Source organism: Micromonospora sp. NPDC049662 (assembly GCF_040675055.1).
In the GTDB taxonomy this organism is placed as follows: Bacteria; Actinomycetota; Actinomycetes; order Mycobacteriales; family Micromonosporaceae; genus Micromonospora.
This window is the reverse complement of record NZ_JBFAOC010000027.1, coordinates 53,672-80,249: the sequence shown is the minus strand read 5'-3', so window position 1 is coordinate 80,249 and position 26,578 is coordinate 53,672. Positions and strand designations below refer to the sequence as shown.

The following is a 26,578-nucleotide window of genomic DNA, read 5'->3' as shown; positions in this document are numbered from 1 at the left end:
CGCTGTGTGGTCAATCGGTGCTGCTTGAGTCGATCCACCGGGCCCGTGTGGTGCCCGGGTCAGGCTAGTCGAGGGTCAGCAGACCCTGCTCGGACACCACGCGCACCGAGAGGGTCTTGTACCCGACCTCGTCGAAGAGGACCGTCATCTTGTCGTCCTCGTAGCTGAGCACCAGGCCGCGCCCCCACTCGCCGTGCCGCACCTGACTGTGCACCGGGAACGGGCCGACCGCGCCCTCGTCGGCGGTGCTGGTACCCCGGTGGCAGTTGTCGCAGTGCGCGCAGACCTCGGTCATCTGCTCGCCGAAGTAGGCCAGCAGGGTCTGCCCCCGGCAGGCGGTGGTCTCGGCGAACGCCCGCATCATGTCGGTACGCGAACGCGTCACCGTCTGCTGGCGTTCCGCCTCGGCCAGGGCGGCCGCCGCCGCGTCGACCGGCGCGGGAGAGTAGCGCGGGGCCCCGATGCGCTGGCGGGCGCGGGGCTCGGCGGCCCCCACCTGCTCCAGCAGCGCCAGGTACTGGCCCAGCTTGCGCGGTCCCAGGCCGGTGGCCTCCCGCAGTTCGGTCTTGGTGGCCGGTTTGCGGCGCAGCAGCGCGGCCAGGTCCCGCAGCTCGTTCTCGTCCGGCAGGCCGCCGCTGAAGAACCGTTGCAGGCCCACGTCCTCGGCCCGCCAGAGCAGCAGCACCCGGGCCGGTTGCCCGTCCCGCCCGGCCCGGCCGATCTCCTGGAAGTAGCTGTCCGGCGAGTCGGGCAGCGCCGTGTGCACCACCCAGGCGATGTTCGGCTTGTCGATGCCCATGCCGAACGCCGAGGTGGCGACCATGATGGGAACCTGGTCGGCGAGGAACGCCTCGTGCAGGTCGTTGCGCGCGCCGGTGGGCATCCCACCGTGGTAGAACTGCGCCGGGAAGCCCGCCTTGGTCAACTTCTCGGCCAACTCCTCGGCCGAGCGGCGGGTCGGCACGTAGATGATCCCGGGCCGTTCGTCGTCGCGCAGCAGGGCGATCAGCCGCCGCCACCGGTAGTCCTCGGTCGGGCAGTGTGCCACCTCGAGGAAGAGGTTGGGCCGGTCCAGCCCGGAGACCACCACCTCCGGGTCGCGCAGCCGCAGCCGGGCGATGATGTCGTCGCGTACGGGTGGGGACGCGGTGGCGGTCAGCGCGACCACCGGCGGTCGGCCGATGCCCTCGATGAGGTGGCCCAGCGCCAGGTAGTCGGGCCGGAAGTCGTGCCCCCAGGCGGAGATGCAGTGCGCCTCGTCGATCGCGACCAGCGCCGGCTTCAGCGCGGCGACCTCGGCCATCCGGTCCGGGTTGCTCAACTGCTCCGGGGTGATGAACAGGAACTCGGCCCGCCCGGCCTGGATCTCGGCGATCGCCTCGGCCTGCTGGCCGGCCGACTCGTTCGAGCTGATCCGTACCGCCCGCAGCTCGGGACGTTGCCGCTCGTTGAGCGCCGCGATCTGGTCCTGCTGGAGGGCCAGCAGCGGAGAGATCACCACGGTCGGGCCGGGGATCAGGCTGGCCGGGATCTGGTAGATCGCCGACTTGCCGGCCCCGGTGGGCAACACCACCAGGGCGTCGTGTCGCTTCATCACCGCGCGCATGGCGGCGAGCTGGTTGGGCCGGAGCGCTTTCCAGCCGAAGAGGCTCTTCGCGGCGCGGCGCAACGTCATCGAGTGCGTGGACAGTTTCATCGAGGGCCGGAGGTACCCGAGCCCATGACCACCGAAACACTCCGTTGCGATCATGGGCTCGGGTGCGTCAGGTCTCACCGTAGGCGGGGCAGGACCTCGCGCTGGTAGAGGTCGAACAGGCCCTGGAAGTGGGGGCCGGTGTTGGCCACGTACAGCTCGTCGAAGCCGGCCTTGGCGTACTTGTCGATCATCTCCAGGTGCGCGTCGGCGCTGTTGCCGCAGACGAACGACTCCCGCACCATGTCCTGCGTGACCAGCTCGGAGGCCTGTTCGAAGTGGCGCGGCGAGGGCAGCACCTGCGACAGCTCGCCCGGCACGCCCGCGTTGGGCCAGCGCTCGTACGCGATCCGTGCGCCCTCTTCCTCGCTGGCCGCGTACGCCGCCTTGAACCCGGCCTGGCACGGCTTGTCACCGCCGCCGTTCTCCCGGAAGCGCCGGACCAGCTCGCCGTCGGGCATGGTGCTCACGTAGCCGTCGCCGATGCGGGCGGCCAGGTCGACGGCCTTCGGCCCGAACCCGGAGACGTAGATCGACGGCGGGGTGTCCGGCAGCGTGTAGACCCGGGCGTTCTCCACCGTGTAGTGCGTGCCCCGGTGGTTGACGAAGTCGCCCCGCCACAGCTCGCGGATGACCTCGACGGACTCTTCGAGCATCTCCAGCCGCACGTCGGCGGAGGGCCAGGCGTCGCCGAAGATGTGCTCGTTGAGCGCCTCGCCGGTGCCGACGCCGAGCACGAACCGGCCGCCGTGCAGCACCGCGCTGGTCGCCGCCGCCTGGGCGATCACGGCCGGGTGGATCCGTACGGTCGGGCAGGTCACCGCCGTGGTCACCGGTAGCGCGCAGACCTGGCTGAGCGCGCCGATCATCGACCAGACGAAGGGGCTCTGCCCCTGTGCGTCGACCCAGGGATGGTAGTGGTCGGAGATCCACAGTGCCTCGAAGCCGGCCGCCTCGGCGCCACGGGCCTGCGCCAGCAACTCGGCCGGCGGGTACTCCTCACTGGACAGAAAGTATCCGATCTTCATGGCTTCCCCTTCGGCGCGCGGTCCTGCTGTCGGGGAGAGCCGTACCCCGGTCGCGGCGGGCCACACCGGCGGGTCGGGGCCCGATCGCCTCAGCGTCGACCGAACATGGCCCGGATCGCGGCGAGCAGCAGCAGAGCGCCGACCACCAGGCCGAGCAGGCGTACGCCGGGGATGTCGGCCGGGCTCGTGGCGTCGGCCAGCGGGGCGGTGTCCATCCCCGCACTCTTCCGGGGAAGGGTCCCGTCGGGCAACTGTAAGGTTTATTGACTATTGAATCGCTCGGTGTGACCATGGCAGCACCGCCTGCCCAGGGCGGTGCGCCCAGGGCGCGCGAGAGATGGGGTACGGGGCCGCATGAGCGAGCGCAACCAGCGGGTCGGCGTCACCGCGCCGGCGGGAAACGTCGACCGTTCCGAGGCGACGGCGTGACCGCGCCGGCCGGGCACCTTCCGACGTTGGCAGCCGCCGTCCTGCAACCCGGTTTCGTCGGCACCACGCCGCCGCCCTGGGTGTGCCGCTGGCTCGGCGAAGGGCTCGGCTCGGTGGTGCTGTTCGCCCGCAACGTCGTCGACACCGCCCAGGTGGCGGCGCTCACCGCGACGCTGCGCGCCGAACGGCCGGACGTCATCGTGGCGATCGACGAGGAGGCCGGCGACGTCACCCGGATCGAGTCCGCCCGGGGCAGCTCCCGGCCGGGTAACTACGCCCTCGGCGCGGTCGACGACCCGGCGCTGACCGAGGCCGTCGCCCTCGACCTCGGCATCGAGCTGGCGGCGGCCGGGGTGACCCTCGACTACGCCCCGGACGCCGACGTCAACTCCAACCCGGCCAACCCGGTGATCGGCGTCCGCTCGTTCGGGGCCGACCCGGCGCTCGTCGCGCGGCACACCGCCGCCTGGATCCGTGGCCTCCAGGGTGGCGGCGTGGCCGCCTGCGCCAAGCACTTCCCCGGGCACGGCGACACCCGCGTCGACTCCCACCACGACCTGCCGCGCATCACCGCCGACCGGGCCCGCCTGGACGCCTGCGAGCTGGCCCCGTTCCGGGCCGCGGTGGCGGCCGGCGCGCAGGCGGTGATGACCGGCCACCTGCTCGTGCCCGCGCTCGACGCGGACCTGCCGGCCACGCTGAGCCAGCGCATCCTGGGCGGGCTGCTCCGCGACGAGTTGGGCTTCTCCGGCGTGGTCGTGACCGACGCCGTGGAGATGCGCGCGGTCGCCGACCGGTACGGCTTCGCGGGCGCGGCCGTGCGGGCGCTCGCGGCCGGGGCCGACGCCATCTGCGTCGGTGGCGAGCGCAGCGACGAGGACGCCGCCCGGGAACTGCGCGACGCCATCGTGGCCGCCGTCGTCTCCGGTGAGCTGCCCGAGGAACGCCTCGCCGAGGCCGCCAAGCGGGTCGGCCAGCTCGCCGCCTGGACGGTGGCCGCCCGCGCCGCCCGCCCGAGCCTCACCCACCGGGCCACCGACGTCGGGCTGGTCGCCGCCCGCCGGGCCGTCCGGATCAGCACCGGCCCGGACGCCCCGGTCGCGCTGCCCCTGACCCGCGCCGCCCATGTGGTCGAGTTCGAGCCGCCGCGCAACATCGCCATCGGCGCGGAGACCCCGTGGGGCATCGGCGAGCCGTTGGGCGAACTGCTGCCCGGCACGACGACGGTCCGCCACGCCGAGCCCGACGTGCCCGCCGACCCGGGAGCCGACGCCGGGGACCACCCGCTGGTGCTGGTCGTCCGTGACCTGCACCGGCACGACTGGATGCAGGCGGCGGTGCGGCGAGCGCTCGCCAATCGGCCGGACGCGGTCGTGGTCGAGCTGGGTGTGCCCGAGCTGGTCGTCGGAGCGGTGCACCTGGCCACCCACGGCGCCACCCGGGCCAGCGGGCGGGCCGCCGCCGAGGTGCTGACCGGCCGGGCCCGCTGACGCTACGGTTGCTCGGCGACCAGGTCGGCGTACTCGGGATGCTTGTCGATGAACGCCGCCACGAACGGGCACTGCGGCACCACCCGCCCACCCCGGTCCCGCACCTGGTCGAGGGTGCCGCGGATCAGCGCGCCGCCGACGCCCTTGCCCTGGAAGCCCGGGTCCACCTGGGTGTGCGTGAAGACCAGCACGTCGTCGCCACGCTGCAGGTAGGCGGTGAAGCCGGCCAACGCGTCGTCGACCAGGATCTCGAATCGGTTCTTGGCGGGATTGTCCTCGACGAGGGTGCTCACCGGGCCATTGTCCCAGCCCCGGCGGCAAGCACGTCGAGTTCGGCGAGCAACCGGTCCACCTCGTCCACCGTGTTGTAGTGGTAGATGCTGGCCCGCACCGCGCCACCGCTGTCGCGCAGACCCATCGTCTGGAAGTACTCGTAGGCGTAGTAGTCGCCGGCCGACAGGCAGAACCCGGCCTCGCCCAGCGCCTGCTGGGTCTGCTGCGGCGACAGCCCGGCGACCCGGAAGGAGACGGTCGGGCAGCGCCGGGCCGGCGAGCCGTAGACCGTGACGGCGGGCCGCGCGGCGAGACCGGCGAGCAGCCGATCCAGCAGCGCCTCCTCGTGGGCCTGGGCGGCGGCCAACCCGGACCGCAGCCGCGCCCGGCGGTCGCCGGTCGCGTCCGGGTCCAGGGCGGCCAGGTGATCCACGGCGGCCGTCACGCCGGCCAGCAGCGGGAAGCTCGGTGTGCCGTACTCGAAACGGTCCGGCGCGGCGTCGGCGGACGGCACCAGCTTCGCCGGGCGCAACGCCGCCCACCGGCTCGGGTCGGCCACCATCGCGGCCAGGTGCGGCCCGGACCACTTGTACGCGCTGGTGACCAGCACGTCCGCGCCGAGCGACGTCAGGTCGGTCGGACCGTGCGGCACGGAGTGCACGCCGTCCACGCAGACCAGCGCCCCGACCGAGTGTGCGATCTTGGCGATCGCCGGCACGTCCGGCACGGTGCCGATGGCGTTGCTGCCGGCGGTCACCGCCACCAGCCGGGTCCGCTCGCCCACCAGGTCGGCGTACTGGCCGCTGGGCAGCTCGCCGGTGTGCCGGTCGAACTCGGCCCAGCGCACCGTCGCGCCGGCCGCCTCGGCGGCCTGCACCCACGGGCGCACGTTGGCGTCGTGGTCGAGCCGGGACACCACCACCTGGTCGCCGGGCCGCCAGGTCGCGCCGAGGGTACGGGCCAGGGTGTACGTCAGCGCGGTGGCGCTCGGCCCGAGCACCACCCCGTCCGGCTCGGCCCCGAGCAGGTCGGCGACCGCCGAGCGGGCCTGCGCCACCATCTCCAGCGACCGACGACCGGGCGTGAAGGCGGCGCTGCGATTGCCGACGGCGGCGCGCATGGCGTCGGTGACCGCGTCGATCACGCCGGCCGCGGTCTGCGTGCCCCCGGCGCCGTCGAAGTGGACGAAGCCCTCGGTCAGGGCGGGATAGGCGGCCCGGGTACGGGCGATGTCGAAGGCCATGCCCGGACCCTAGCCGGGACGCCGGCCACGCTCGCCCCCGCCCGGTCGTCGCGGACGTCTCGTACCCTTGGCGGGGTGACGAACCGACCCACCACCATCGGCCTGCCCCCCGTCCGCCGTGCCGCCGGCCTGGTTGCCGCCGTGGCGCTCGGCCTCGCCCTGCTCGCCGGCTGCAGCTCCCAGGGCGCCTCCACCGACTGCGGGCTGGACGCCTGCACGGTCACCTTCGAGCGGGGCGTCGAGGCGAGCGCCACCATCCTCGGCGTCGAGGCGAAGCTGGTCGGCGCCGAGGGCGACCAGGTGACCGTCGAGGTCGCCGGCGAGCAGCTCACCCTCACCACCGGCCAGCAGGCCACCGAGGCCGGCGGGTTCGCGGTCACCGTCGACAGCGTCACCGACCAGCAGGTCAAGATCCGCGTTTCCCGCAACCCGGGTAACTGACCCGCGCGGGCGGCGGTGGCCGACGTTTGGGAATCGTCGGAATCGGAGATTGTGACGCCATGTCACTCACCCGTAGCGCCGAAGCCACCGCCTCCCGGACGGCGGACAGCCGGTGGCTGGAACTTCTCGCCCGGGCCGGCTTCATCGGCTACGGCATCGTCCACCTGCTCTTCGCCTGGTTGGCGTTGCAGATCGCGTTCGGCACGTCGTCCGACGACGGCGACCAGTCCGGCGCGCTGCGTACCCTCTCGGAACAGCCGCTCGGCAAGTTCCTCGTCATCGCCGTCGCGGTCGGCCTGCTCGCCATGGCGATCTGGCAGGGCCTCGAGGCGGCGGGCGGGCACCGCGCCGAGCGGGGCAAGGAGCGGGTCATGGAGCGGCTGGCCTCGGCCGGCCGGACCATCGTCTACCTCTACTTCGCCTGGACCGCCTTCAAGGTGTTCTCCGAGGCCGGGTCGAACAGCGCCGACAACCAGGAGGCGCTGAGCGGCAAGCTGATGACCTCCACCGGTGGCCGCTGGCTGGTCGGCCTGGCCGGTCTGGTGGTCGCGGCGATCGGCATCGGCCTGGTCATCTACGGCATCCGCAAGACGTTCGAGAAGCACCTCAAGACCGGCGAGATGAGCCCGAAGACTCGCCAGTTGGCCCGTCGCCTCGGCATCGCGGGCTACGTCGCCAAGGGTGTCGCGTACGGCATCGCCGGCCTGCTGGTCATCGTCGCCGCGGTGAAGTACGACCCGGAGAAGGCCCGGGGTCTGGACGCCGCCCTGCACACGCTGCGCGAGCAGTCGTACGGCTCGTTCCTGCTGGCCCTGGTCGCCCTCGGCATCGCCGCCTTCGGCGTCTACTGCTTCCTCCAGTCCCGGTACCGCAAGGTCTGAACTGGTCGATACCGAGGACGTCGGGCACTATTGGGCTTTTGCCCGAAGTTCCGCCGCTCGGTCGAAGGGAAGCGCCCCACTCGTGCAGAGCTATCTCGAAACGACCGTCGCCGCGCTCGCCGCGGCGGCGGTCGCCCTCTTCCTGGTCGAGGTCGTCCACCGGATCACCCGGCGGTTCGGCCGCCGGTCCCTGTTGTTGACCGAGTTGACCGACCACGCGCACCGTCCGTTCCAGGTCGCCGCCACCGTCCTCGCGGTGCAGTTCGCCGCCCGCTTCACCACCGGGTACGCCGTCGGCGAGAGCTGGCGGCGGCTCCTGCTGCACCTGCTGGTGCTCTGTGTGATCGCCAGCGCCGCCTGGCTGGTGGCGGCGCTGTTGATCGTCGTCGAGGACACCGCGCTCGCCCGCTTCCGGGTCGACGTGCCCAACAACCGGCACGCCCGGCGGGTGCGTACCCAGGTGGTGATGCTGCGCCGGCTGACCGTCGCGGTGATCGTCATCCTGACCGTCGGCGTGATGCTGATGACGTTCCCGAGCGTGCGCGGCATCGGCGCCGGCGTGCTGACCTCCGCCGGTGTCGTCGGCGTGGTGGCCGCCCTGGCCGCCCAGAGCCTGCTCGGCAACGTCTTCGCCGGGCTGCAACTCGCCTTCAGCGACGCGGTCCGCCTCGACGACGTGGTGGTTGTCGAGGGGGAGTGGGGTCGGATCGAGGAGCTGACCCTCAGCTACGTGGTGGTCCAGATCTGGGACGACCGGCGGCTGATCCTGCCCACCTCGTACTTCACCAGCAAGCCGTTCCAGAACTGGACCCGCACCGAGGCGGCGGTGCTCGGCACCGCCGAGTTCGACGTCGACTGGGCCGTGCCGGTGCAGACCATGCGCGAGGAGCTGCGCCGGCTCGTCGAGGGCACCGAGTTGTGGGACGGTCGGGTCTGCGTCCTCCAGGTCACCGACGCCACCGGCGGGATGGTGCGGCTGCGCGCGCTGGTCAGCGCCGCCGACGCGGGCAGTCTGTGGGACCTGCGCGCCCTCGTCCGCGAGCACCTGGTGGCCTGGATCCGGGACAACCGGCCCACCGCCATGCCCCGCGTCCGCACCGAACTGGGCGACGCCACCAGCAACCTGTCCTGGCAGTGGGTGCAGCCCAGGCGGCCGACCCGACGCCTCTCCGACACCGAGGCCCCCGACGACGCCCGCGTCTTCGGCGGCAGCGACGACGGCGACGCCCGCAGCGAAGCCTTCGTAGGCCCAGAGGAAACCCGCCCCTGACCCCCGTACTCACCCCGTTGTTCATGAAAGTTATTGCCTCTTGCTTCGGCGTGTCCTGGCAATAACTTCATGATCGCCGCGAATGGGTGGGGTGGGGTCTGGGGAGGTTTGGTTGGGGTTGCGCGGGGGATGTGCTGCCGGACGTCTCTGCCGTGATCGGGGTGACCCACGCCAGCTTGTCGGCGCGGCATCCCGACAACGGCGACAGGTCGCCGCACGTCGAGTTTTAGGATTGACAGGCGACGACTCCGGGCATACAGCGCGGTGATGAGGAAAGGAGGACAGCATGGCTGACGTGGCGAATGCCCGCACATCCCGCAATGGGAGCGAGCCCTCCACCGCCGAGCTGGTGCAGCGGGCCACCGAACAGGTATCCCGTCTGGTACGGGACGAACTGGCGCTGGCCCGGGCGGAGTTGACCCAGAAGGGCAAGCACGCCGGCATCGGGATCGGCCTGTTCGGCGGCGGCGGGGCGCTGGCGTTCTACGGCCTGGGCGCGCTCGTCGCCACCGCCATCCTGCTGCTGGATCTGGTGCTGCCCGCCTGGGCCGCCGCGCTGATCGTGGCGGTGGCCCTCTTCCTGGTGGCCGGCATCCTCGCGCTGGTGGGCAAGAAGCAGGTCAGTCGTGCGGTCCCACCGGTGCCGGCGGCGACGGTCCGCAGCCTCCGTGCCGACGTGGACACCGTGGCCGCCGCCGTGAAGGACAGGGGACGGGCATGACGGGCAACGGAACGGGCGACACCGAGGCCCTACGCGAGGAGATCCGCCGTACCCGGGTGGAGCTGGGCGAGACGATGGAGGCGTTGGCCGCCAAGGCGGACGTCAAGGCCCGCCTGAAGGAGTCCGCCGAACAGGCGAAGGAGCGGATGCGCGAGCAGGCGGCGCAGACCGTGGCCCGGGTCCGCGGGCAGGCCGCGCGCGGTGCCGGGATGGCCCGCGCCCAGGCGTACGACAAGGGCGGCCTGGTCCGTGAAAAGGGCGAGCTGGTTCGACGCAACCCGGTGCCGTGGGCGGCGCTCGCCGCCAGCGCGGTGGCCACCGTGGTGGTGCTGATGATCGTGCGGGGGAGGCGTAGGTGAGCAGGAGCATCGGCAAGGTCGCGTACCGGCCGGTCGGCGTGTTGTTGGGTATCGCCGCGGGTACGGTGGCCGGCGCGATCTTCCGGCAGGTCTGGAAGGTCACGGCGGGCGACGGCGAGGCGCCGAACGCCACCGACGAGGACCGTGGTTGGGGCGAGATCCTGGCCGCCGCGGCGTTGCAGGGGGCCATCTTCGCGGTGGTCCGTGCCGCCGTGGACCGGGGCGGGGCGGTCGGCGTCCGCCGGATGACCGGCCACTGGCCGGACTGACCGACGCATAGACGTCAGGCCCTCTTCCCCATCGACGGGAAGGGGGCCTTTCGCACGACTCGCAACGCCGCCCAGCGACCTGAGTCATCCGTCAGGTCACATGTCGGAGAAATTCGTCGGACAGGTCGTGCAGACTTTTTGCGTACGTGATTTGCTGTTCCACGCTGTTGCGAGATGGCGTGGGTTGAGAGAAGTCTCCTTCGTGGGGGCCGCCTCAGACGCCGCTGCTCGAAAACGGCCAATCGGCCGCACGGCGTGCACGGCCGCCAGTTTTAGAAGGAGATACACATGGCGCAGGGAACCGTGAAGTGGTTCAACGCTGACAAGGGCTTCGGCTTCATCACCGTCGACGGCGGGGGTGCTGACGTGTTCGTCCACTTCTCGGCCATCCAGACCAGCGGCTACCGCACGCTGGAGGAGAACCAGCGGGTGGAGTTCGAGATCGCCCAGGGTCAGAAGGGCCCGCAGGCCGAGCAGGTCCGTCCCCTCTGACACATCTGGCCGGCCCCCGCCGGTCAGGGCTCGTTGAAGTGAAGCCCCGTATCCCGTCCTGGGATGCGGGGCTTTCCACGTCCACCGCTCACCCGCTCGCGCCGGCGACCAGGCTGGCTCACAGTCGGCGTCGCGAGCGCAGTCCCCACCAGAGCGCCGCCAGCCCGGCGGCGGCCACGATCGGGCCCACCACCACCCAGAGCGACTCGTCGGTCATCGGGCTGCCGCTGACGTAGCCGAGGCCCTGCACCGTCCACACCGCACCGATCACCACGGCCAGCAGGCCGAGGGTGAGTGTCAGCCAACCCCTCATCGCGCACCCTCCTCGCCGCCTCGGGCGGCACGCCGCCCCGGGCGTCCAGCATCGTCGTCTCGGAGGCGCGACGCGAGCACCCGGGGTCGGCGGCTCACCACCGGTCGTGCACCTGCGGGCGGATCAGCTCGTCGTAGACCTCGCGTACGCCGGCCAGCTGGGCGGTCGTGAGTGGCGGCAGGTCCGCCGCGGCGGCGTTGCGTCGCGCCTGTTCGGCGTCGCGCGCGCCCGGGATGACGACGGTGACGCCGGCCTGGTCCAGCACCCACCGCAGCGCGAACTGCGCCATGGTGCGGTCGGCGTCGACAAGCGGCGCGAGCCGGCGTACGGCGGCGAGCCCCTGCGTGTAGTCCACGCCGGAGAACGTCTCGCCCACGTCGAACGCCGCACCGTGCCGGTTGTAGTTGCGGTGGTCGTCGGCGGGGAACTCGGTGTGCTCGTCGTACCGGCCGGAGAGCAGGCCACTGGCCAGCGGCACCCGGGCGATGATCCCGACGCCGGCCTCGGCGGCCGCCGGCAGCACCTGCTCCAGCGGCTTGTGCCGGACGGCGTTGAGGATGATCTGCACGCTGGCCACGCCGGGCCGGGCGATGGCGGTCAGCGCCTGGTCGCAGGTCTCCACGCTGACGCCGTACCCCGCGATGGCCTTCTCCGCGACGAGGGTGTCCAGGGCGTCGAAGACCGCGTCGTCGGCGAAGACGGCGGTCGGCGGGCAGTGCAGTTGGACCAGGTCCAGGGTGTCCATCCCGAGGTTGGCCCGGGACCGGTCGGTCCACTGCCGGAAGTTGGCCATGGTGTACGCCTCGGGCCGCTGCTCGACGCGCCGCCCCATCTTGGTGGCGACGGTCAGCCCGGCGTCCGGTCGGGAGCGCAGGAAGCGGCCGATCAGCTGCTCGCTGCGGCCGTCGCCGTACACGTCGGCGGTGTCCAGGAAGGTGACTCCGGCGTCCGCGGCGGCGCTGAGCACGGCCATGGCGTCGGTCTCGCTGACGGTCCCCCAGTCGGCGCCGAGTTGCCAGGCGCCCAGGCCGACGACCCCGACGGTCCGGCCGAGCCGGTTGAAGCTGCGCTGTTCCATGCCCCGAGCCTAGTGATCGGGTTGCCGGGCTGCCACGCGAGTCGTACCGTCAACAAGACGGACGTACGGTTTGGAGGCTGCGATGTGGGATCCGACGACGTACCTGCGCTACTCCGACGAGCGCTCCCGCCCCTTTCACGACCTGCTCAGCCGGATCCCCGCCGCCCGGCCCCGAACGGTGGTCGACCTCGGCTGCGGTCCCGGCCACCTCACCGCCATCCTGGCCGAACGCTGGCCGGACGCGCGGGTCGTCGGCCTCGACTCCGCGCCCGAGATGATCGACCGCGCGCGGGCGCTGCCGACCCCGGTCGAGTTCGCCGTCGCCGACCTGCGCGACTGGCGGCCAACCGGTGACGAGGACGTGGTGGTCACGACCGCGGCCCTGCAGTGGGTGCCCGGCCACCAGGAGTTGCTGCGCCGCTGGGCCTTCGAACTGCCCGCCGGCGCCTGGCTCGCCATGCAGGTCCCCGGCAACTTCGACGCCCCGTCGCACCGGGCACTGCGCGAGGTCGCCGGTCTCCCGGCCTGGCGGGCCGAGCTGGCCCCGCTCCAGCGGGCCGACCCCGTCGACGACCCGGCCGACTACGCGGACCTGCTGACCACCGCCGGCTGCGCGGTGGACGCCTGGGAGACTACCTACGTGCACCTGCTGCCGGCCGATCCCGCCGCCGACCACCCGGTACTGGCCTGGATGGAGGGCACCGCGCTGCGACCCGTCCGGGCCGCGCTGGACGCCGCCGGCTGGTCGGCCTTCCGGGCCGAGCTGGGGGTACGCCTCAGCGCCGCCTACCCGGTGCGGCACGGTCAGGTGTCCTTCCCGTTCCGCCGTGTCTTCGTCGTCGCCCGTACCGGCGCCCGCGCACAGGAGAATCCGTGACCGATCTGACCACCTTCATCGCCGGTCTGCCCAAGGTGGAGCTGCACGTGCACCACGTCGGCTCCGCCTCGCCCCGGATCGTCGCCGAGCTGGCCGCCCGCCACGAGGGCAACACCCCCGTCCCGGCCGACCCGGACGCGCTTGCCAGCTACTTCGAGTTCCGCGACTTCGCGCACTTCATCGAGGTCTACCTGAGCGTCGTCGACCTCATCCGGGACCCGGAGGACGTCTGGCTCCTCACCCACGAGGTGGCCCGGGAGCTGGCCCGCCAGCAGGTCCGGTACGCCGAGCTGACCATCACCCCGTACTCGCACGTGCGGCGGGGCATTCCCGCGCCCGCGTTCTGCGAGGCGATCGAGGACGCCCGCAAGCGCGCCGCCGCCGACTTCGGCCTCGACCTGCGCTGGTGCTTCGACATCCCCGGCGAGGCCGGCCTGCCGGCCGCCGAGGAGACGCTGCGGATCGCCCTCGACGAGCGGCCGGACTCGCTGATCAGCTTCGGTCTGGGCGGCCCGGAGATCGGCGTACCCCGGCCGCAGTTCCGGCCCTACTTCGACCAGGCCCGCGCCGCCGGCCTGCGCTCGGTGCCGCACGCCGGCGAGACCACCGGCCCGCAGACCATCTGGGACGCCCTGCACGAGCTGGGCGCGGAGCGGATCGGGCACGGCATCTCCGCCGCACAGGATCCGGAACTGCTCACCTACCTCGCCGAACGGCAGATCGGGATGGAGATCTGCCCGACCTCGAACGTGCGGACCCGGGCCGTGGCCACCCTCGACGAGCACCCGCTGCCCCGGCTGGTCGAGGCCGGGCTGCTGGTCACCATCAACTCCGACGACCCGCCGATGTTCGGCACCACCCTCAACGACGAGTACGCGGTGGCGGCCCGACTGCTCGGTGCGGGCCCGGGGGAGCTGGCCGCGCTGGCCCGCAACGCGGTGACCGCGTCCTTCCTCGACCCGGCCGGCAAGCAGCGGATCATCGAGGAGATCGACGCGTACGTGGCCGACGCCCGCTGAGGTACGGGGTGAGCGGGGCGCGCGGCGGGAGCGTGGGTGTGGGGGGACCTGAGACTCCCGCCGCGCGCACGGCTCCACCGGCCGGTGGGTGCGCGGTGCGCTGGCCGGTGGAACTGGTGGGTTCGTGCACTGATCCTGTCAGCCCGCAAGCGGCTGACCGCGCTCGTTAACCTCGATCTAAGGAAGACTTGTGCCGCCGCACAGCCCCGGCCCGCCCGGCCGATCGGAGCGTGCCCATCAACCGATCGGCCGGGCGGACCTCGGCCGTCGGTCGACAGTGCTCGGTCGCCGGTCGGGCGGTCCTCACCCGCCGGTGGACGCTCAGTCGTCGGTGGGGCGCTGGCGGGGCCAGCGACGACCGCTGCTCTTCTGATCCCGGGCGTCGCGGGCCATCCGGCCCACCAGGCCGAACCTGCTGACCTGCCGGGGCGTCGCCTCGGGGTCGGCGAGCAGCATCACCACGCTGGCGCCGCCCAACCGGGCCCGGTCGATGCTGACCGAGCCGTTCGCCTGCAACGCCACCCGCTTGGCGATGTCCAGGCCGAGCCCCGTCGAGCCCTGGTCGCTGGTGCCCCGCCGCAGCGCCCGGTCCGGGTTGGCGATACCCGGGCCGGCGTCGTCGATCCGGATCGCCACGTACCCGTCGCGGCGGGACACGGCCACCTCGAACGCCGTACCCTGCGGCGTGTAACGGAAGACGTTGCCGATCACCGCGTCCAACGCGGCGGCCAGCTCGGCCCGCGGCACGGGCGCGGGGATGCGCAGTTGGGCGCCGGTCACCCGCTGCGGCCGGTTCTGGTCACCGGCCAGCGCCGCCCAGAACACCATCCGGTCCCGGACCACCTCGCTGACGTCGCACTCGGCCGGGCCGGCCTCGTGCGCCACCGCCTTGCGGGTGGTCTTGATCAGCACGTCGATCTCGCCCTCGAGCGTGACGATCGCCTGCCGGATGCGCCGGATACCCCGCAGCCGGTCCAGCTCCGCCGGGCTGAACGAGCCCACGCTGGTGTCGTCGGACTCCAGCGCCTCCGCGTCGAGCCGGAGCACGGTCAACGGCGTCCGCAGCCGGTGCGACAGGTCGGCCACCAGCTCTCGCTCGTCGGTGCGGGCCGCGTCCAGCCGGTCGGCCATCCGGTTGAAGGCGTACCCGGCCTCCGCCAGCTCGCGCGGGCCGGTCGGCTCCACGCGTACGCCCAGGTCGCCGTCACCGATCGACAGGGCGGCCTTGACCAGACCCTGGGTGGCGTCCACCGCCCGGGCGGCCACCCGGTCGACCACCAGCACCGCCGCGCCGACCATCGCCGCGCCCACCGCGAACAGGAGCAACCAGGTGCCACCGGCGCCCTCGCCCAGCGTCGAGTCCGGCACGAACACCTCGACCACGGCCGTCCGGTCACCCAGGACCACCGGGTCGAGCCGGACCACCCCGCCGTCGACGTCGGTGACCAGCGAGCGGCGGTCGGCGCGGGCCCGGTCCAGGTCGGCGCCACCGGCGCGGCCCGCGGACTCGTCCAGCCCCAACCCGTACACCACCGGCCGGACGGCGGCATCGTCGCCGCTGGCCACGACGGCCCGTTCGACCACCGCGCGGTCCGTGCTCACCGCCAACGCGCCGGTGACCAGCGCGCTGCGTCGGGCCGCCTCGGCGATCGCCTCGTCCCGTGTCTGCCCCCGCAGGCTCAACCCGAGCGGGATCAGGAACGCGAGCGCGACGAGGCTGCACATGCCGGCCGTGAGCAGGGCCAGCGCGGTCCTCAGTCCGGTGCCACCAGCCGGAACCCGACCCCCCGCACGGTGCGCAGGTAGCGCGGCTTCGCCGCGGACTCGCCCATCTTTCGGCGAAGCCAGTACAGGTGTACGTCGATGGTCTGATCCTCGCCGACCGATGGCTGCCGCCATACCTCCTCCAAGAGTTCCCGGCGGGACACTACCCGCCCGGGTCGTGCGGCGAGATACGCCAGCAGGTCGAATTCCTTACGGGTCAGCGCCAGCGGCTCCCCGTCGAGATGGGCGCTGCGCTCACCGACGTCCACCCGCAGCCCGCCGACGGTGTGCACCGCCGGCTGCACCGTCCGGCTGGCCCGTCCGGCGCGCCGCAGGACCGTGGTGATGCGGGCGTCCAGGTGCGCGCCGGTGAACGGCTTGACCATGTAGTCGTCGGCCCCGGCGCGCAGCAGCTTGACCACCGACTGCTCGTCGTCGCGGGCGGTGGCGATGATGATCGGGATGTCGGTGATGCCGCGCAGCATCCGCAGCGCGTCCGAGCCGTCCAGGTCGGGCAGGCCCAGGTCCAACACCACCAGGTCGGGCGTCTCCGCGGCGACCCGGCGCAGCGCGTCCAGGGCGGTGCCCACGGCGTGCACGGCGTGCCCCCGGTCAGCGAGGGACCGCAGCATCGCGCCGCGTACGACGTGATCGTCTTCGACCAGGAGCACGGAGGCCACGACAAGACGGTACTTGGCCTGGCAAGTTGATCGCGTTGCGACGTACCCGGGAAGCGGGCAAGCTGGTACGACGATGTCCTTCACCCTGTTCGCCGACGCTCGGCTGGCGCTCGCCCGAGACAGTCTCGCCGGCCTCTCCACCGGTGACGCGCTCGGCGAGCGGTACGCCCCGCCGGCCACGGCCGTCATTCCCGGCGACGACGTGCCCGGCGCGTGGGCCGGCCCGCCGGGCGTGGCCGATCCCGGCGCGGGCAGCCTGCCACCGGCACCGTGGTCCTGGACCGACGACACCGAGATGGCCTGCTCGGTCGTCGCCGAACTGGCCGCGGCGGGCGCCATCGACCGGGACCGGCTGGCGCTGGCGTTCGCCGAGCGCTGCGACGCGCGACGCGGCTACGGCGCGGGCGCGATGCTGACCCTACGGCTGATCCGCAGCGGTACCCCGTGGCCGGTGGCCGCCGCGTCCGCCTTCGACGGGCAGGGCTCCTGCGGCAACGGGGCAGCCATGCGGGTGGGTCCGCTGGGCGCGTACTTCGCCGACTCCACGGCCCGCGCGGCCGCGCAGGCCCGCGCCTCGGCCGAGGTGACCCACGCGCACCCCGAGGGGATCGCCGGCGCGGTCGCCGTGGCGGTGGCCGCCGCGCTCGCCGCCCAGGCCCGCCTCGACGGCCACCGACCGGCCCCGGCCCGGCTCCTCGCCGGGGTCGCCGCCGTGGTCGACGCGGGCACCGAGGTGCACCGTGGCGTACACACCGCTGTCGGGCTGCTCGGCCGCCCGCTGTCCCGCGTGGTGGCCGCGCTCGGCAACGGCGCCCGGGTGACCGCCCAGGACACCGTCGCGTTCACGCTCTGGGTTGCCGCGACACACCTCGACGACTACCCGACGGCGATCCGGACCTGCGTACGCGCCGGCGGCGACGTGGACACCACGGCCGCCATCGCGGGGGCGGTGGTGGCCGCGTACACCGGGGTCGGCACCCCGGGCGGCGTCCCCGACGCGTGGCTGGCCGCCCGCGAGCCGCTACCCGCCTGGCTGCCCTGACGGCCCTGGTCCGCCCCAGGCTTGATCGACTCGGGCTCCCGGACATTGGGCTGTCCGCGCGGCTCGGATGGCGCGGTTTGCAGGAACCCGGGTGGATCAACGGGAGGCGGACACCGGCTCGTCCGCGCGGCCGGTGATCTCGGCGAGGGAAGGTGGCTCGTCGGCGCTGCCGGTCGCCTCGGCGAGCGCGGCGGCCTGGACCGGGTCGCGCCGCCGCCAACGACTGATCACCCAGCCGATCGCCGCGCCGCCGCCCAGCCCGGCCAGCAGTCCGGCGGCCAGCATTCCGTCGGCGTTGCCGGAATCCTCGTCGCCCTCCCGGCCGACCGGTGCGGGATTCACACCGCTGTCCCCGGCGGCGGGTCCGCCGGCCGCCGGCGCGCCGTGGCCGCCGTGCGCGGCCGGTCCGGCGGCGCCCGGGACCGCCGGCAGCAGCGTCAGCACCGGCGCGCGGTGGTCGCCGCCGGCATCCGCCCACCGGACGACCGTGCCGTCGGCGTACGTCTGGACGACCTCGAACGTGAGCCGCTCGGCCTGCGGCAACGGGCCCATGGACAGGGCCAGTTTGGCCGGGCCGGTCGCACCCTGGCCGACGCGGACCCACGTCACCGCCGTGGTCACGGTGCTCACCCCGGAGGAGTGGATGCCCGCGACCGGCTTGTCCAGGGTCTTGGAGTCGATCCTGGGCGCCCAGCCGTCGACCGACATCGGGTAGACCTCGGCCACCGGCGCGCCGGCCGGCAACCGGATCTCGACCTGCTTGGTCGTCGTGCCGGCGCGCTCCTCGGGCACGCTGAACTCCAGCCGTACGGCGTCGCCCTGCCGCGCCTCCGTCGGGGTGGTCGTCACGTCCGCGGCCTGCGCCGCCGCAGCGGGCCAGAGCAGCAGCCCGACCGCGGTCAGCGCGGTCACCGCCACGATCCGCCGCGGACGGCCACCGCCGTGCGTGCTCGCCATCTCGTGCCCCCATCCCTCTCGGCGCGACCGGCACCGGTTTCCGGCCACACCACGTAGTTCGGATTCGAGACGCGAAAGGTTCAACGCCGACCGTTAGGAAGGGCACCTTGCTCTACCGGAGGCGTTACTAAAGTGCCCTTCCTTACCCGATAGCATCGGCAGGAGCCGACTGCCGGCACCGTTTCGTACTGCTTGGAGGAATCACCGTGTCCGCACCCCGTACCCCCGCCGTGGCCGACCCCGTCGTCGTCGCCGCCGGGACGACGGCGGCCGACGCGGTGGCCGCGGCCGGACTGCCCGCGAACGGCCCCAAGGCGATCGTCGTGGTCCGCGACCCGCAGGGCCAGCTCCGCGACCTGGACTGGTCACCGGCCGAGGAGACCGTCGTCGAGCCGGTCAGCCTGGACTCGCCGGACGGGCTGAACGTGCTGCGGCACTCCACCGCGCACGTGCTCGCCCAGGCCGTGCAGGACGTCTTCCCCGAGGCCAAGCTGGGCATCGGGCCGCCCATCGAGAACGGCTTCTACTACGACTTCGACGTCGACAAGCCGTTCCAGCCCGATGACCTCAGCAAGCTCGAGAAGCGCATGCAGGAGATCATCAAGTCCGGGCAGCGGTTCCGTCGCCGCCGCTTCGGCAGCCTCGACGAGGCGCGCGCCGAGCTGGCCGACGAGCCGTTCAAGCTGGAGTTGATCGAGGTCAAGGGCGAGGGCCTGGACACCGACGAGGTGATGGAGGTCGGCGGCGGCGAGCTGACGATCTACGACAACCTCGACGCCAAGGAGGACAAGGTCTGCTGGTCGGACCTGTGCCGGGGCCCGCACCTGCCGACCACCCGACTGATCGGCGCGTTCAAGCTGATGCGCTCGGCCGCCGCGTACTGGCGCGGGTCGGAGAAGAACCCCCAACTGCAGCGGGTGTACGGCACCGCGTGGCCGACCCGGGACGAGCTGAAGGCGTACCTGAAGCTGTTGGAGGAGGCCGCCCGGCGCGACCACCGCAAACTCGGCGCGGACCTGGACCTGTTCAGCTTCCCCGACGAGATCGGCTCGGGCCTCGCGGTCTTCCACCCCAAGGGCGGCATCATCCGCCGCGAGATGGAGCAGTACTCGCGGCGGCGGCACGAGGAGGCGGGGTACGAGTTCGTCAACACCCCGCACATCACCAAGGCGCAGCTCTTCCAGACCTCCGGTCACCTGCCGTACTACGCGGACACCATGTTCCCGCCCATGCAGCTCGAGGGCGCGGACTACTACCTCAAGGCGATGAACTGCCCGATGCACAACCTGATCTTCAGGGCGCGCGGGCGGTCGTACCGGGAGCTGCCGCTGCGGATGTTCGAGTTCGGCACGGTCTACCGGTACGAGAAGTCCGGCGTCGTGCACGGCCTCACCCGGGTCCGGGGCCTAACCCAGGACGATTCGCACATCTACTGCACCCGCGAGCAGATGGCCGGCGAGCTGACCACGCTGCTCAGCTTCGTGCTGGACCTGCTGCGCGACTACGGCCTGGACGACTTCTACCTGGAGCTGTCGACCCGGGACGACTCGCCCAAGTTCATCGGGGCCGAGGAAGACTGGGCCGAGGCCACCGAGGCGCTGCGGACCGCCGCCGAGACCTCCGGCCTCGACCTGGTGCCCGACCCGGGTGGCGCGGCGTTCTACGGGCCGAAGATCTCCGTGCAGGCCCGCGACGCGATCGGCCGGACCTGGCAGCTGTCCACCCTCCAGGTCGACTTCAACCAGCCGGAGCGGTTCGGGTTGGAGTACCAGGCCGCCGACGGCACCCGGCAGCGGCCCGTGATGATCCACCGGGCGCTGTTCGGGTCGATCGAGCGGTTCTTCGGGGTGCTCACCGAGCACTACGCTGGCGCGTTCCCGGCCTGGCTGGCTCCGGTGCAGGTGGTGGGCATCCCGATCCGCGAGGACCACACCGACTACCTGCACGGCTTCGTCGCGGCGCTGCGCGCCGAGGGCACCCGGGCCCAGGTGGACGCGGGTGACGACCGGATGCAGAAGAAGATCCGTACGGCGCAGCAGCAGAAGATCCCGTTCATGGTGATCGCCGGTGACGACGACGTGGCCGCCGGTACGGTCTCCTTCCGCTACCGCGACGGCTCGCAGCGCAACGGCGTGCCGATCGCCGAGGCGGTGACCCACATCCTTGACGTGGTCAGCTCCCGCACCAACATCGGCCCGTCCGCCGCCGCGGAGTAGCGCCCGCTTGTCGCACGCCGCGCGTCATGATCGTGCTCGATCCAGGATGTAGTGGCCTCCCGCGCCAGGGAGGCCACTACATCCATGGTCGAGCGCGATCTTCAGCCGGGAGGCGGGCTTCCCGTCGTCAGATGCCGCAGTTCGGCGCTGACCAGCCGCCGACCGCCGCCACGTGGGTGTGGTCGTTGTGGTCCGGTAGCCGGGGCCGAGGATCTGGCCGAAGCCGTGGTAGCGGGCCTGCTGGGCGAGCCGGCAGAACGAGGGTGAGCCGACCAGGTCGACCGCGTCGCCGTACAGGTGCCGGCTGTTCGACGCCCCGCCGACCGCGCTGTTGCAGGCGTAGCTGCGGAAGCTGCTGCTGATCGCGATGGGTACGTCGCCGAGGGCGTGCCGCAGCGCCTGGAGCTTCCACATCGAGACGAGCGCGTTGGCGCGGGCGGTGCTGGCCGAGACCGCGCCGCCGGACCAGGTGCTGTTGCAGTTGTTCAGCTCGGCATAGCTGAAGTTGGCGGGTGTGCAGTCGTCGTCCTGGAGCGCGTAGAGCCGGTTGAAGGTCTGCGGGCCGGCGATCCCGTCCGCGCCCAGCCCGTACGCCTGCTGGAAGCGGATCACCGCCGATCGCGTGGCCGGGCCGAACGCGCCGTCGATGGTGAGCACGGCGGCGTAACCGGGGTAGCCGGCGACGCGGATCTGCAGTTGCCGGACGTCCTCGCCGGACATCCCCTGGGACAGCGTGCGACCCCAGGTGTAGCAGCCGTCGGCGTGCGCGGCGCTGGAGGTGAGGGTGACCCCGGGAACCGTGGTGACGGCGGCCAGCGCGAGCGCCGCGAGGATTCTGCCGAGCTGACGGATCATGAAGCTCACCTTCCATCGATCTAATGAAATGGATGAATGGAAGTTTCACGGCTGAGTCTCGACTCCGTCAAGAAGTTGCAGCAGCGAGTTTCCGGTCACGGGTGTCGCGGCCCGCCGGCCCGGCTCCGTAGGATCGGCTCGTGACAGGGGCGGAGCGACACACGGAAAGCGGCGGCATGGCGGACGGCCTGGAACGGCTCTGGACGCCGCACCGGATGACCTACATCTCGGGTGAGGACCGCCCCGCCGAGGGCTACGAGAAGCCGACCGGCTGCCCGTTCTGTCTCGCCCCCGGGCTGCCCGCCGAGGAGAGCCTCGTGGTGGCCCGGGGCGAGCACGTCTTCGTCGTGCTCAACCTCTACCCGTACAACCCGGGACACCTGCTGGTCTGCCCGTACCGGCACGTCGCCGACTACACCGACCTCGACGAGGCGGAGACCGTCGAGCTGGCGTCCCACACGCAGACCGCGATGCGGGTGATCCGCAAGGTGAGCAACGCGCACGGCTTCAACCTCGGCATGAACCAGGGCGGCGTCGCCGGCGCCGGCATCGCCGCCCACCTGCACCAGCACGTGGTGCCGCGTTGGGGCGGCGACGCGAACTTCATGCCGGTGATCGGCCGCACCAAGGTGCTGCCGCAGCTGCTGCACGACACCCGCGACCTGTTCGCCCGCGCCTGGCCGTCCTGACCGCGCCGCCCACGCGGCGTCCGCGCCGGTCCGGCTAGTCGGCGCGCAGCAGCGGCAGCAGCTCCGGCCAGCTCTCCACCCGGTGTACGAGCGGCAGCAGCGCGGCGTACTCGGCTACCTGCGCCGGGCGGGGTCGGAATAGGAACCGGTGCGGCACCGAGTCGAGGTAGCCGAGCACCTCGAGCTTGTCGTCCACGAAGTGGGTCAGGCCGAGCCGCCGGGCGATCGGCGCCTTGGCCGGACGGGTCCGGCAGAAGTGCATCCGCTCGACCGGGATCCCGGTGCGGGCCGTGAAGTCGTGGTGCGCCAACCACTGGAGGGTCCGCCGCTCGGTGGACTCGCCGCACTTGGAGACCAGGTGCACCTCGTCGAACGCCGGCCCGAGCGCCGCGAGCGCGTCGAACGCGCCGTCGACCATGGGCGTACGCAGGTAGTGCGCGCCGAAGAAGGAGGTGTCGGCGTCGTCGTCGGCCGGCTCGATGAGCACCCCGCCGATGTCCACGCCCAGTCGTCGCATGGCGACGATCATGCCGTACGCCGTCGGCGCAGGCGTACCGCGTTTCCGCGTCCGTGGTTGCTACACCCCGGCCCGTGGAAGGTGGCACGATCGGCCGATGGCAGTCACGACACGGATGTTGGGGCGCAGCGGCATCGAGGTCAGCGCCCTCGGCATGGGGTGCTGGGCGATCGCCGGCCCCTGGGCGGAGGGCAGCCAGCCGCTGGGCTGGGGCGCGGTCGACGACGACGAATCGGTGCGGGCCGTACGCCGCGCGCTTGAGCTGGGCGTGACCCTCTTCGACACCGCCGACACGTACGGCGCGGGGCACGGCGAGCGGGTGCTGGGCCGGGCGCTCGCCGGCCACCGGGACGACGCCGTGATCGCCACCAAGTGGGGTTACACGTTCGACGAGGCGACCCGGCAGGCCACCGGCGAGGACGCGTCACCGGCGTACCTGCGGCGGGCCGTTATCGCCTCGCTGCGCCGGTTGGGCACCGACCGGATCGACCTCTACCAGCTCCACCTGGCCGACCTGCCCGTGCACCGGGCGGAGGCGTTGTTCGCCGCCTGCGAGGACCTCGTCGCCGAGGGCCTGATCCGGGCGTACGGGTGGAGCACCGACCGCGCCGACCGGGCCGCCGCGCTCGGGCCGGCCGCCCCGGGCGCCGCCGCCGTGCAGCACGCCCTGTCGGTGCTGCGTGACGCCCCCGAGGTGCTCGCCGTCTGCGACAAGTACGACCTGGCCAGCATCGACCAGGGGCCCCTCGGGATGGGACTGCTCACCGGCAAGTACACCGCCGCGTCCACGCTGCCCCGCGACGACGTACGCGGGTTGACGCCGGGCTGGCTGGAGTGGTTCCGCGGCGGCCGGCCGGCGCCGGAGTGGCTGCGCCGGGTCGGAGCGGTCCGTGCCGCGCTGACCGCCGACGGTCGTACCCTCGCCCAGGGCGCGTTGGGCTGGATCTGGGCCCGCAGCGGGCGGGCCATCCCGATCCCGGGTTGCCGTACCGTCGCCCAGGTCGAAGAGAACGCGGCGGCACTGCACCGCGGCCCGCTACCGGCGGAGCAGTTCGTCGAGGTGGAACGCCAACTCGCCGCCCTGCGCACCGCCGCCCTCCGCGACGCCGACCGCCCCCACTGGCCCCGCCCCACCCACCCCCAGACCCACCCCTGACCCACCCACCGAGCCCAGAGCGCACACCTGCCCAGCCTTCGCGGCGTGCCGCCACGTGCCGCCATGTGCCGCCGCCTGCGGCGTCGTGACAGCCCGCGCCGGCCTGGTCTGGTCCTGTACTGGTCGGGTCTGGTGCCGGCCTGGCTCTGTGTTGGCCTGGCCCTGTGCTGGTGTCGTCCTGTCGAGCTGCCCCGAATATGGGACAACCGAACAGCTCCTCGGCCCACCGCGGCCCACCCGCCATGTGCGCGCGGATGCGCGCGTCTTTGGCCGCCCTCCTCGGCTGCGATGCCCCGAATATGGGGCAGCTCGACAGGACGCGAACACCTAGGGCGCCCCTCCGCCCGGGCCCGTGGCCGCGCAGCAGTCAGGGACGGCCCGTGGCCGCGCAGCAGTCAGGGACGGCCCGCGGCCGCGCAGCCGTCAGGGACGGCCCGCGGCCGCGCAGCCGTCAGGGACGGAGCGCGGGCGATCGGGCCAGCCGAAACGCGGGTCGGCGGGAGCGGAGTGTTACGGGGTTTGCTCCTTGCGGGTCTGGTCGGCCAGGTGGGTGGGCATCGGGTCGTGGCGGACGAAGTGGCGGCGGAAGGTGCCGGTGCCACCGGTCATCGAACGCAGCTCGACGGCGTAGCGCAGCAGTTCCAGGGCCGGCACCTCGGCGCGGACCAGGGTGCGGCCGTCGGCGTCCGGGTCCGGCTCGGTGCCGAGCACCCGGCCGCGCCGGCCGGACAGGTCGCCCAGCACAGCGCCCACCGAGCCGTCCGGCACCCGGATGGTCACCTCGTCGATGGGCTCCAGGAGGGCCGGCTGGCCGCGCTCGGCCGCGTCGCGCAGCGCCAGCGCTCCGGCGGTCTGGAAGGCCGCGTCGGAGGAGTCGACGCTGTGCGCCTTGCCGTCGACCAGGGTGACCCGCAGGTCGACCACCGGGTGGCCGGCGACCAGTCCGCGTTCCAGCTGGGCGCGGACGCCCTTCTCCACCGACGGGATGTAGTTGTGCGGGACGGCGCCGCCGACGACCCGGTCGACGAACTCGAAGCCGGCGCCCCGGGGTAGTGGCTCGACCTCGATGTCGCAGACCGCGTACTGGCCGTGGCCGCCGGACTGCTTGACGTGCCGGCCGTGCCCCCGTGCCGGGGCGGTCAGCGTCTCGCGCAGCGACACCCGCACCGGTTCGGTGTCCAGCTCGACGCCCCCGGAGCGCAGCCGGTCCAGCAGGACGTCCGCGTGCGCCTCGCCCATGCACCAGAGCACCAGTTGGTGGGTCTCCGGGTTGCGGTCCAGCCGCAGGGTGGGGTCGCCGGCGACCAGCCGGGCCAGGTTGCGGGCGAGGGCGTCCTCGTCGGCACGGCTGCGGGCGACGATCGCCACCGGCAGCAGCGGCTCCGGCATCTCCCACGGCGCGATCAGCAGCGGGTCGTCCTTGGCCGACACGGTGTCGCCGGTCTCCGCGCTGGGCGACTTGGTGATCGCGCAGATGTCGCCGGCGACGCAGTGCGGCACCTCGCGCAGGGTGGCGCCCAGCGGGGTGTAGAGGTGCCCGACCCGCTCGTCGGCGTCGTGGTCGGGGTGCCCGCGCTCGGCCATGCCGTGCCCGCAGACGTGCACCGTGTCGTCGGGACGCAGCGTGCCGGAGAAGACCCGCACCAGCGAGACGCGGCCGACGTGCCGGTCGACGGTGGTCTTGACGACCTCGGCCACGAGCGGGCCGTCCGGATCGCAGGTCAGCGGCGGGCGGGGCGAGCCGTCCACCCCGGTGACCGCCGGCAGCTCGTGCTCCAACGGTGACGGGAACGCCGCGGTCAGCACCTCCAGCAGCGCGTCCAGGCCGACGCCGGTCTCGGCGCAGACCGGCACCGCCGGATAGAAGTGGCCCCGCGCGACCGCCTTCTCCAGGTCGTCGACGAGCACCTCGGTGCTGATCTCCTCGCCGTCGAGGTAGCGGTCCATGAGGGTCTCGTCCTCGCTCTCGGCGATGATCCCCTCGATCAACTCGTCGCGGGACTCGTCGATGGCCCGCTGGTGCTCCGGGTCCGGGTCGCGGACGTCCGCGGGCAGCCCGGTGGTGTAGTCGAAGACCCGGCAAGTGATCAGCCCGAGCAGACCCTCGGTGGAGACCCCGTCGTCGCCGAGCATCGGCAGGTAGAGCGGCATCACGTTGTCGCCGAAGACCCGCTGGCAGAGCGCGACCGTCTCGTCGAAGTCGGCGCGGGGCGCGTCCAGGCGGGTCACCGCGACGGCGCGCGGCATGTCGACCGCCGCGCACTCCTCCCACAGGGCGACGGTGGCCGCGTCCATGCCGCCGGCGGCGGAGACCACGAACAGCGCGGCGTCGGCGGCCCGCAGACCGGCCCGCAGCTCGCCCACGAAGTCGGCGTACCCGGGCGTGTCCAGCAGGTTGACCTTGATGCCGTCGTGCAGCAGGGGCGCGCACGACAGGCTCACCGAGCGCTGCTGGCGTACCGCCGCGGGGTCGTGGTCGCCCACGGTCGTGCCGTCGACGACGCTGCCGGCCCGGCCGATCGTGCCGGTCGCGGCGAGCAGGGCCTCGACGAGCGTGGTCTTGCCCGCGCCGGAGTGCCCGACGAGCGCCACGTTGCGAACCCGCGCGGGTTCGGTCACCACCGGCGTGCCGCCGGCGGCCCCCTTGTCCTGATGTTTCTGCGCCATGGGGCGCACCTCCCTCAGCCGGTGGTGGGTGGCGACCGCCGCGCGAGGTGGAAGCGGCCCGGGGCGAGTGCGCGGCGATATCCTCCGGTGGTCTGCTGCCCGGTGAGAACTCAACGGGTGGACGGGTGAGCTGGCTCACCTCCCGGCTCGATCTCACAC

At 72.8% G+C, this 26,578-nt stretch carries 27 protein-coding genes; 14 read left to right on the top strand and 13 right to left on the bottom strand.

Going from position 1 to position 26,578, the window contains the following annotated elements; genetic code table 11:
• Positions 1-64 precede the first annotated feature (64 nt).
• The 3 genes from AB0J36_RS20770 to AB0J36_RS20760 all read right to left on the bottom strand — a co-directional run bounded on the left by AB0J36_RS20770 (position 65) and on the right by AB0J36_RS20760 (position 2,936).
• Positions 65-1,696, bottom strand: a complete 1,632-nt coding sequence (locus tag AB0J36_RS20770) for an ATP-dependent DNA helicase RecQ (RefSeq protein ID WP_357173456.1) — start codon at positions 1,694-1,696, stop codon at positions 65-67.
• 74 nt (positions 1,697-1,770) lie between these two features.
• Positions 1,771-2,721: a TIGR03557 family F420-dependent LLM class oxidoreductase gene (locus AB0J36_RS20765; protein ID WP_357119688.1), complete on the bottom strand. Its 951-nt coding sequence runs from the start codon at positions 2,719-2,721 to the stop codon at positions 1,771-1,773.
• Between the two features lie 89 nt (positions 2,722-2,810).
• Positions 2,811-2,936 (bottom strand): hypothetical protein, encoded by a 126-nt coding sequence (locus AB0J36_RS20760; protein ID WP_355053401.1) that lies wholly within the window; start codon positions 2,934-2,936, stop codon positions 2,811-2,813.
• A gap of 210 nt (positions 2,937-3,146) precedes the next feature.
• On the opposite strand from AB0J36_RS20760, the gene AB0J36_RS20755 reads away from it, so the two are divergent.
• Entirely contained in the window at positions 3,147-4,640 is a 1,494-nt protein-coding gene (locus AB0J36_RS20755) for a glycoside hydrolase family 3 N-terminal domain-containing protein (protein ID WP_363661005.1), read from the top strand.
• A 2-nt stretch (positions 4,641-4,642) separates the two neighbouring features.
• Here the strand turns inward: AB0J36_RS20755 and AB0J36_RS20750 are convergent, their stop codons facing one another.
• Both AB0J36_RS20750 and AB0J36_RS20745 read right to left on the bottom strand, forming a co-directional pair.
• A complete protein-coding gene (locus AB0J36_RS20750) occupies positions 4,643-4,933 on the bottom strand; it encodes a GNAT family N-acetyltransferase (protein WP_363661004.1) in 291 nt (96 codons plus the stop codon).
• The gene (locus AB0J36_RS20745; protein ID WP_363661003.1) at positions 4,930-6,156 is read right to left on the bottom strand and encodes a cysteine desulfurase-like protein; all 1,227 of its coding nucleotides are present in this window, start codon (positions 6,154-6,156) and stop codon (positions 4,930-4,932) included. Before AB0J36_RS20745 ends, AB0J36_RS20750 begins: the two co-directional genes overlap by 4 nt.
• Positions 6,157-6,231: 75 nt before the next feature.
• On the opposite strand from AB0J36_RS20745, the gene AB0J36_RS20740 reads away from it, so the two are divergent.
• The 7 genes from AB0J36_RS20740 (at position 6,232) to AB0J36_RS20710 (ending at position 10,589) form a co-directional block, all read left to right on the top strand.
• Positions 6,232-6,597: a hypothetical protein gene (locus AB0J36_RS20740; RefSeq protein WP_357119675.1), complete on the top strand. Its 366-nt coding sequence runs from the start codon at positions 6,232-6,234 to the stop codon at positions 6,595-6,597.
• Between the two features lie 59 nt (positions 6,598-6,656).
• A complete protein-coding gene (locus AB0J36_RS20735) occupies positions 6,657-7,478 on the top strand; it encodes a DUF1206 domain-containing protein (RefSeq protein ID WP_357173462.1) in 822 nt (273 codons plus the stop codon).
• A gap of 82 nt (positions 7,479-7,560) precedes the next feature.
• Positions 7,561-8,748 carry a mechanosensitive ion channel family protein gene (locus AB0J36_RS20730; RefSeq protein ID WP_357119669.1) on the top strand — a complete coding sequence of 396 codons (1,188 nt, stop codon included), beginning with the start codon at positions 7,561-7,563 and terminating at the stop codon, positions 8,746-8,748.
• A 286-nt stretch (positions 8,749-9,034) separates the two neighbouring features.
• On the top strand, positions 9,035-9,469 hold the full coding sequence (locus AB0J36_RS20725; RefSeq protein ID WP_357119666.1) for a phage holin family protein: 435 nt from the start codon (positions 9,035-9,037) through the stop codon (positions 9,467-9,469).
• Positions 9,466-9,828, top strand: coding sequence for a DUF3618 domain-containing protein (locus tag AB0J36_RS20720; protein WP_357119663.1), 363 nt, complete (start codon positions 9,466-9,468; stop codon positions 9,826-9,828). The genes AB0J36_RS20725 and AB0J36_RS20720 overlap by 4 nt, the downstream gene beginning before the upstream one ends.
• Positions 9,825-10,097: a DUF4235 domain-containing protein gene (locus AB0J36_RS20715; RefSeq protein WP_007458126.1), complete on the top strand. Its 273-nt coding sequence runs from the start codon at positions 9,825-9,827 to the stop codon at positions 10,095-10,097. The genes AB0J36_RS20720 and AB0J36_RS20715 overlap by 4 nt, the downstream gene beginning before the upstream one ends.
• Before the next feature lie 288 nt (positions 10,098-10,385).
• The gene (locus AB0J36_RS20710; RefSeq protein WP_011905669.1) at positions 10,386-10,589 is read left to right on the top strand and encodes a cold-shock protein; all 204 of its coding nucleotides are present in this window, start codon (positions 10,386-10,388) and stop codon (positions 10,587-10,589) included.
• A gap of 118 nt (positions 10,590-10,707) precedes the next feature.
• Here AB0J36_RS20710 and AB0J36_RS20705 read toward each other — a convergent pair whose 3' ends face one another.
• Together AB0J36_RS20705 and AB0J36_RS20700 are read right to left on the bottom strand one after the other, a co-directional pair.
• Positions 10,708-10,902, bottom strand: coding sequence for a hypothetical protein (locus tag AB0J36_RS20705; protein ID WP_357173465.1), 195 nt, complete (start codon positions 10,900-10,902; stop codon positions 10,708-10,710).
• Between the two features lie 94 nt (positions 10,903-10,996).
• Positions 10,997-11,980, bottom strand: coding sequence for an aldo/keto reductase (locus AB0J36_RS20700; protein WP_357173468.1), 984 nt, complete (start codon positions 11,978-11,980; stop codon positions 10,997-10,999).
• 82 nt (positions 11,981-12,062) lie between these two features.
• On the opposite strand from AB0J36_RS20700, the gene AB0J36_RS20695 reads away from it, so the two are divergent.
• Together AB0J36_RS20695 and AB0J36_RS20690 are read left to right on the top strand one after the other, a co-directional pair.
• Positions 12,063-12,857, top strand: a complete 795-nt coding sequence (locus AB0J36_RS20695; RefSeq protein WP_357173471.1) for a trans-aconitate 2-methyltransferase — start codon at positions 12,063-12,065, stop codon at positions 12,855-12,857.
• Positions 12,854-13,876 (top strand): adenosine deaminase, encoded by a 1,023-nt coding sequence (locus tag AB0J36_RS20690; RefSeq protein ID WP_357119649.1) that lies wholly within the window; start codon positions 12,854-12,856, stop codon positions 13,874-13,876. The genes AB0J36_RS20695 and AB0J36_RS20690 overlap by 4 nt, the downstream gene beginning before the upstream one ends.
• A gap of 321 nt (positions 13,877-14,197) precedes the next feature.
• Here AB0J36_RS20690 and AB0J36_RS20685 read toward each other — a convergent pair whose 3' ends face one another.
• Entirely contained in the window at positions 14,198-15,601 is a 1,404-nt protein-coding gene (locus AB0J36_RS20685) for a HAMP domain-containing sensor histidine kinase (protein WP_357119646.1), read from the bottom strand.
• Between the two features lie 29 nt (positions 15,602-15,630).
• On the bottom strand, positions 15,631-16,320 hold the full coding sequence (locus AB0J36_RS20680) for a response regulator transcription factor (protein ID WP_074318485.1): 690 nt from the start codon (positions 16,318-16,320) through the stop codon (positions 15,631-15,633).
• A 73-nt stretch (positions 16,321-16,393) separates the two neighbouring features.
• On the opposite strand from AB0J36_RS20680, the gene AB0J36_RS20675 reads away from it, so the two are divergent.
• Positions 16,394-17,362 carry an ADP-ribosylglycohydrolase family protein gene (locus tag AB0J36_RS20675; RefSeq protein WP_357173473.1) on the top strand — a complete coding sequence of 323 codons (969 nt, stop codon included), beginning with the start codon at positions 16,394-16,396 and terminating at the stop codon, positions 17,360-17,362.
• Positions 17,363-17,458: 96 nt separating this feature from the next.
• Here the strand turns inward: AB0J36_RS20675 and AB0J36_RS20670 are convergent, their stop codons facing one another.
• A complete protein-coding gene (locus tag AB0J36_RS20670; protein ID WP_363661002.1) occupies positions 17,459-18,319 on the bottom strand; it encodes a DUF1775 domain-containing protein in 861 nt (286 codons plus the stop codon).
• Between the two features lie 206 nt (positions 18,320-18,525).
• Here AB0J36_RS20670 and thrS point away from each other — a divergent pair, with 206 nt between their 5' ends.
• A complete protein-coding gene (gene thrS / locus AB0J36_RS20665) occupies positions 18,526-20,535 on the top strand; it encodes a threonine--tRNA ligase (RefSeq protein ID WP_357173479.1) in 2,010 nt (669 codons plus the stop codon).
• Between the two features lie 24 nt (positions 20,536-20,559).
• Here thrS and AB0J36_RS20660 read toward each other — a convergent pair whose 3' ends face one another.
• Entirely contained in the window at positions 20,560-21,390 is an 831-nt protein-coding gene (locus tag AB0J36_RS20660) for a D-Ala-D-Ala carboxypeptidase family metallohydrolase (RefSeq protein WP_357173482.1), read from the bottom strand.
• Positions 21,391-21,566: 176 nt separating this feature from the next.
• Between AB0J36_RS20660 and AB0J36_RS20655 the strand changes: the two genes are divergently transcribed.
• Positions 21,567-22,079, top strand: a complete 513-nt coding sequence (locus tag AB0J36_RS20655; RefSeq protein WP_357120750.1) for an HIT domain-containing protein — start codon at positions 21,567-21,569, stop codon at positions 22,077-22,079.
• Positions 22,080-22,113: 34 nt separating this feature from the next.
• Here AB0J36_RS20655 and AB0J36_RS20650 read toward each other — a convergent pair whose 3' ends face one another.
• Positions 22,114-22,596, bottom strand: coding sequence for a hypothetical protein (locus AB0J36_RS20650; protein WP_357173485.1), 483 nt, complete (start codon positions 22,594-22,596; stop codon positions 22,114-22,116).
• Between the two features lie 97 nt (positions 22,597-22,693).
• Here AB0J36_RS20650 and AB0J36_RS20645 point away from each other — a divergent pair, with 97 nt between their 5' ends.
• Positions 22,694-23,752, top strand: a complete 1,059-nt coding sequence (locus tag AB0J36_RS20645; RefSeq protein ID WP_357173488.1) for an aldo/keto reductase — start codon at positions 22,694-22,696, stop codon at positions 23,750-23,752.
• A 510-nt stretch (positions 23,753-24,262) separates the two neighbouring features.
• Here the strand turns inward: AB0J36_RS20645 and AB0J36_RS20640 are convergent.
• The gene (locus tag AB0J36_RS20640; protein WP_357173491.1) at positions 24,263-26,419 is read right to left on the bottom strand and encodes an elongation factor G-like protein EF-G2; all 2,157 of its coding nucleotides are present in this window, start codon (positions 26,417-26,419) and stop codon (positions 24,263-24,265) included.
• Positions 26,420-26,578 lie beyond the last annotated feature (159 nt).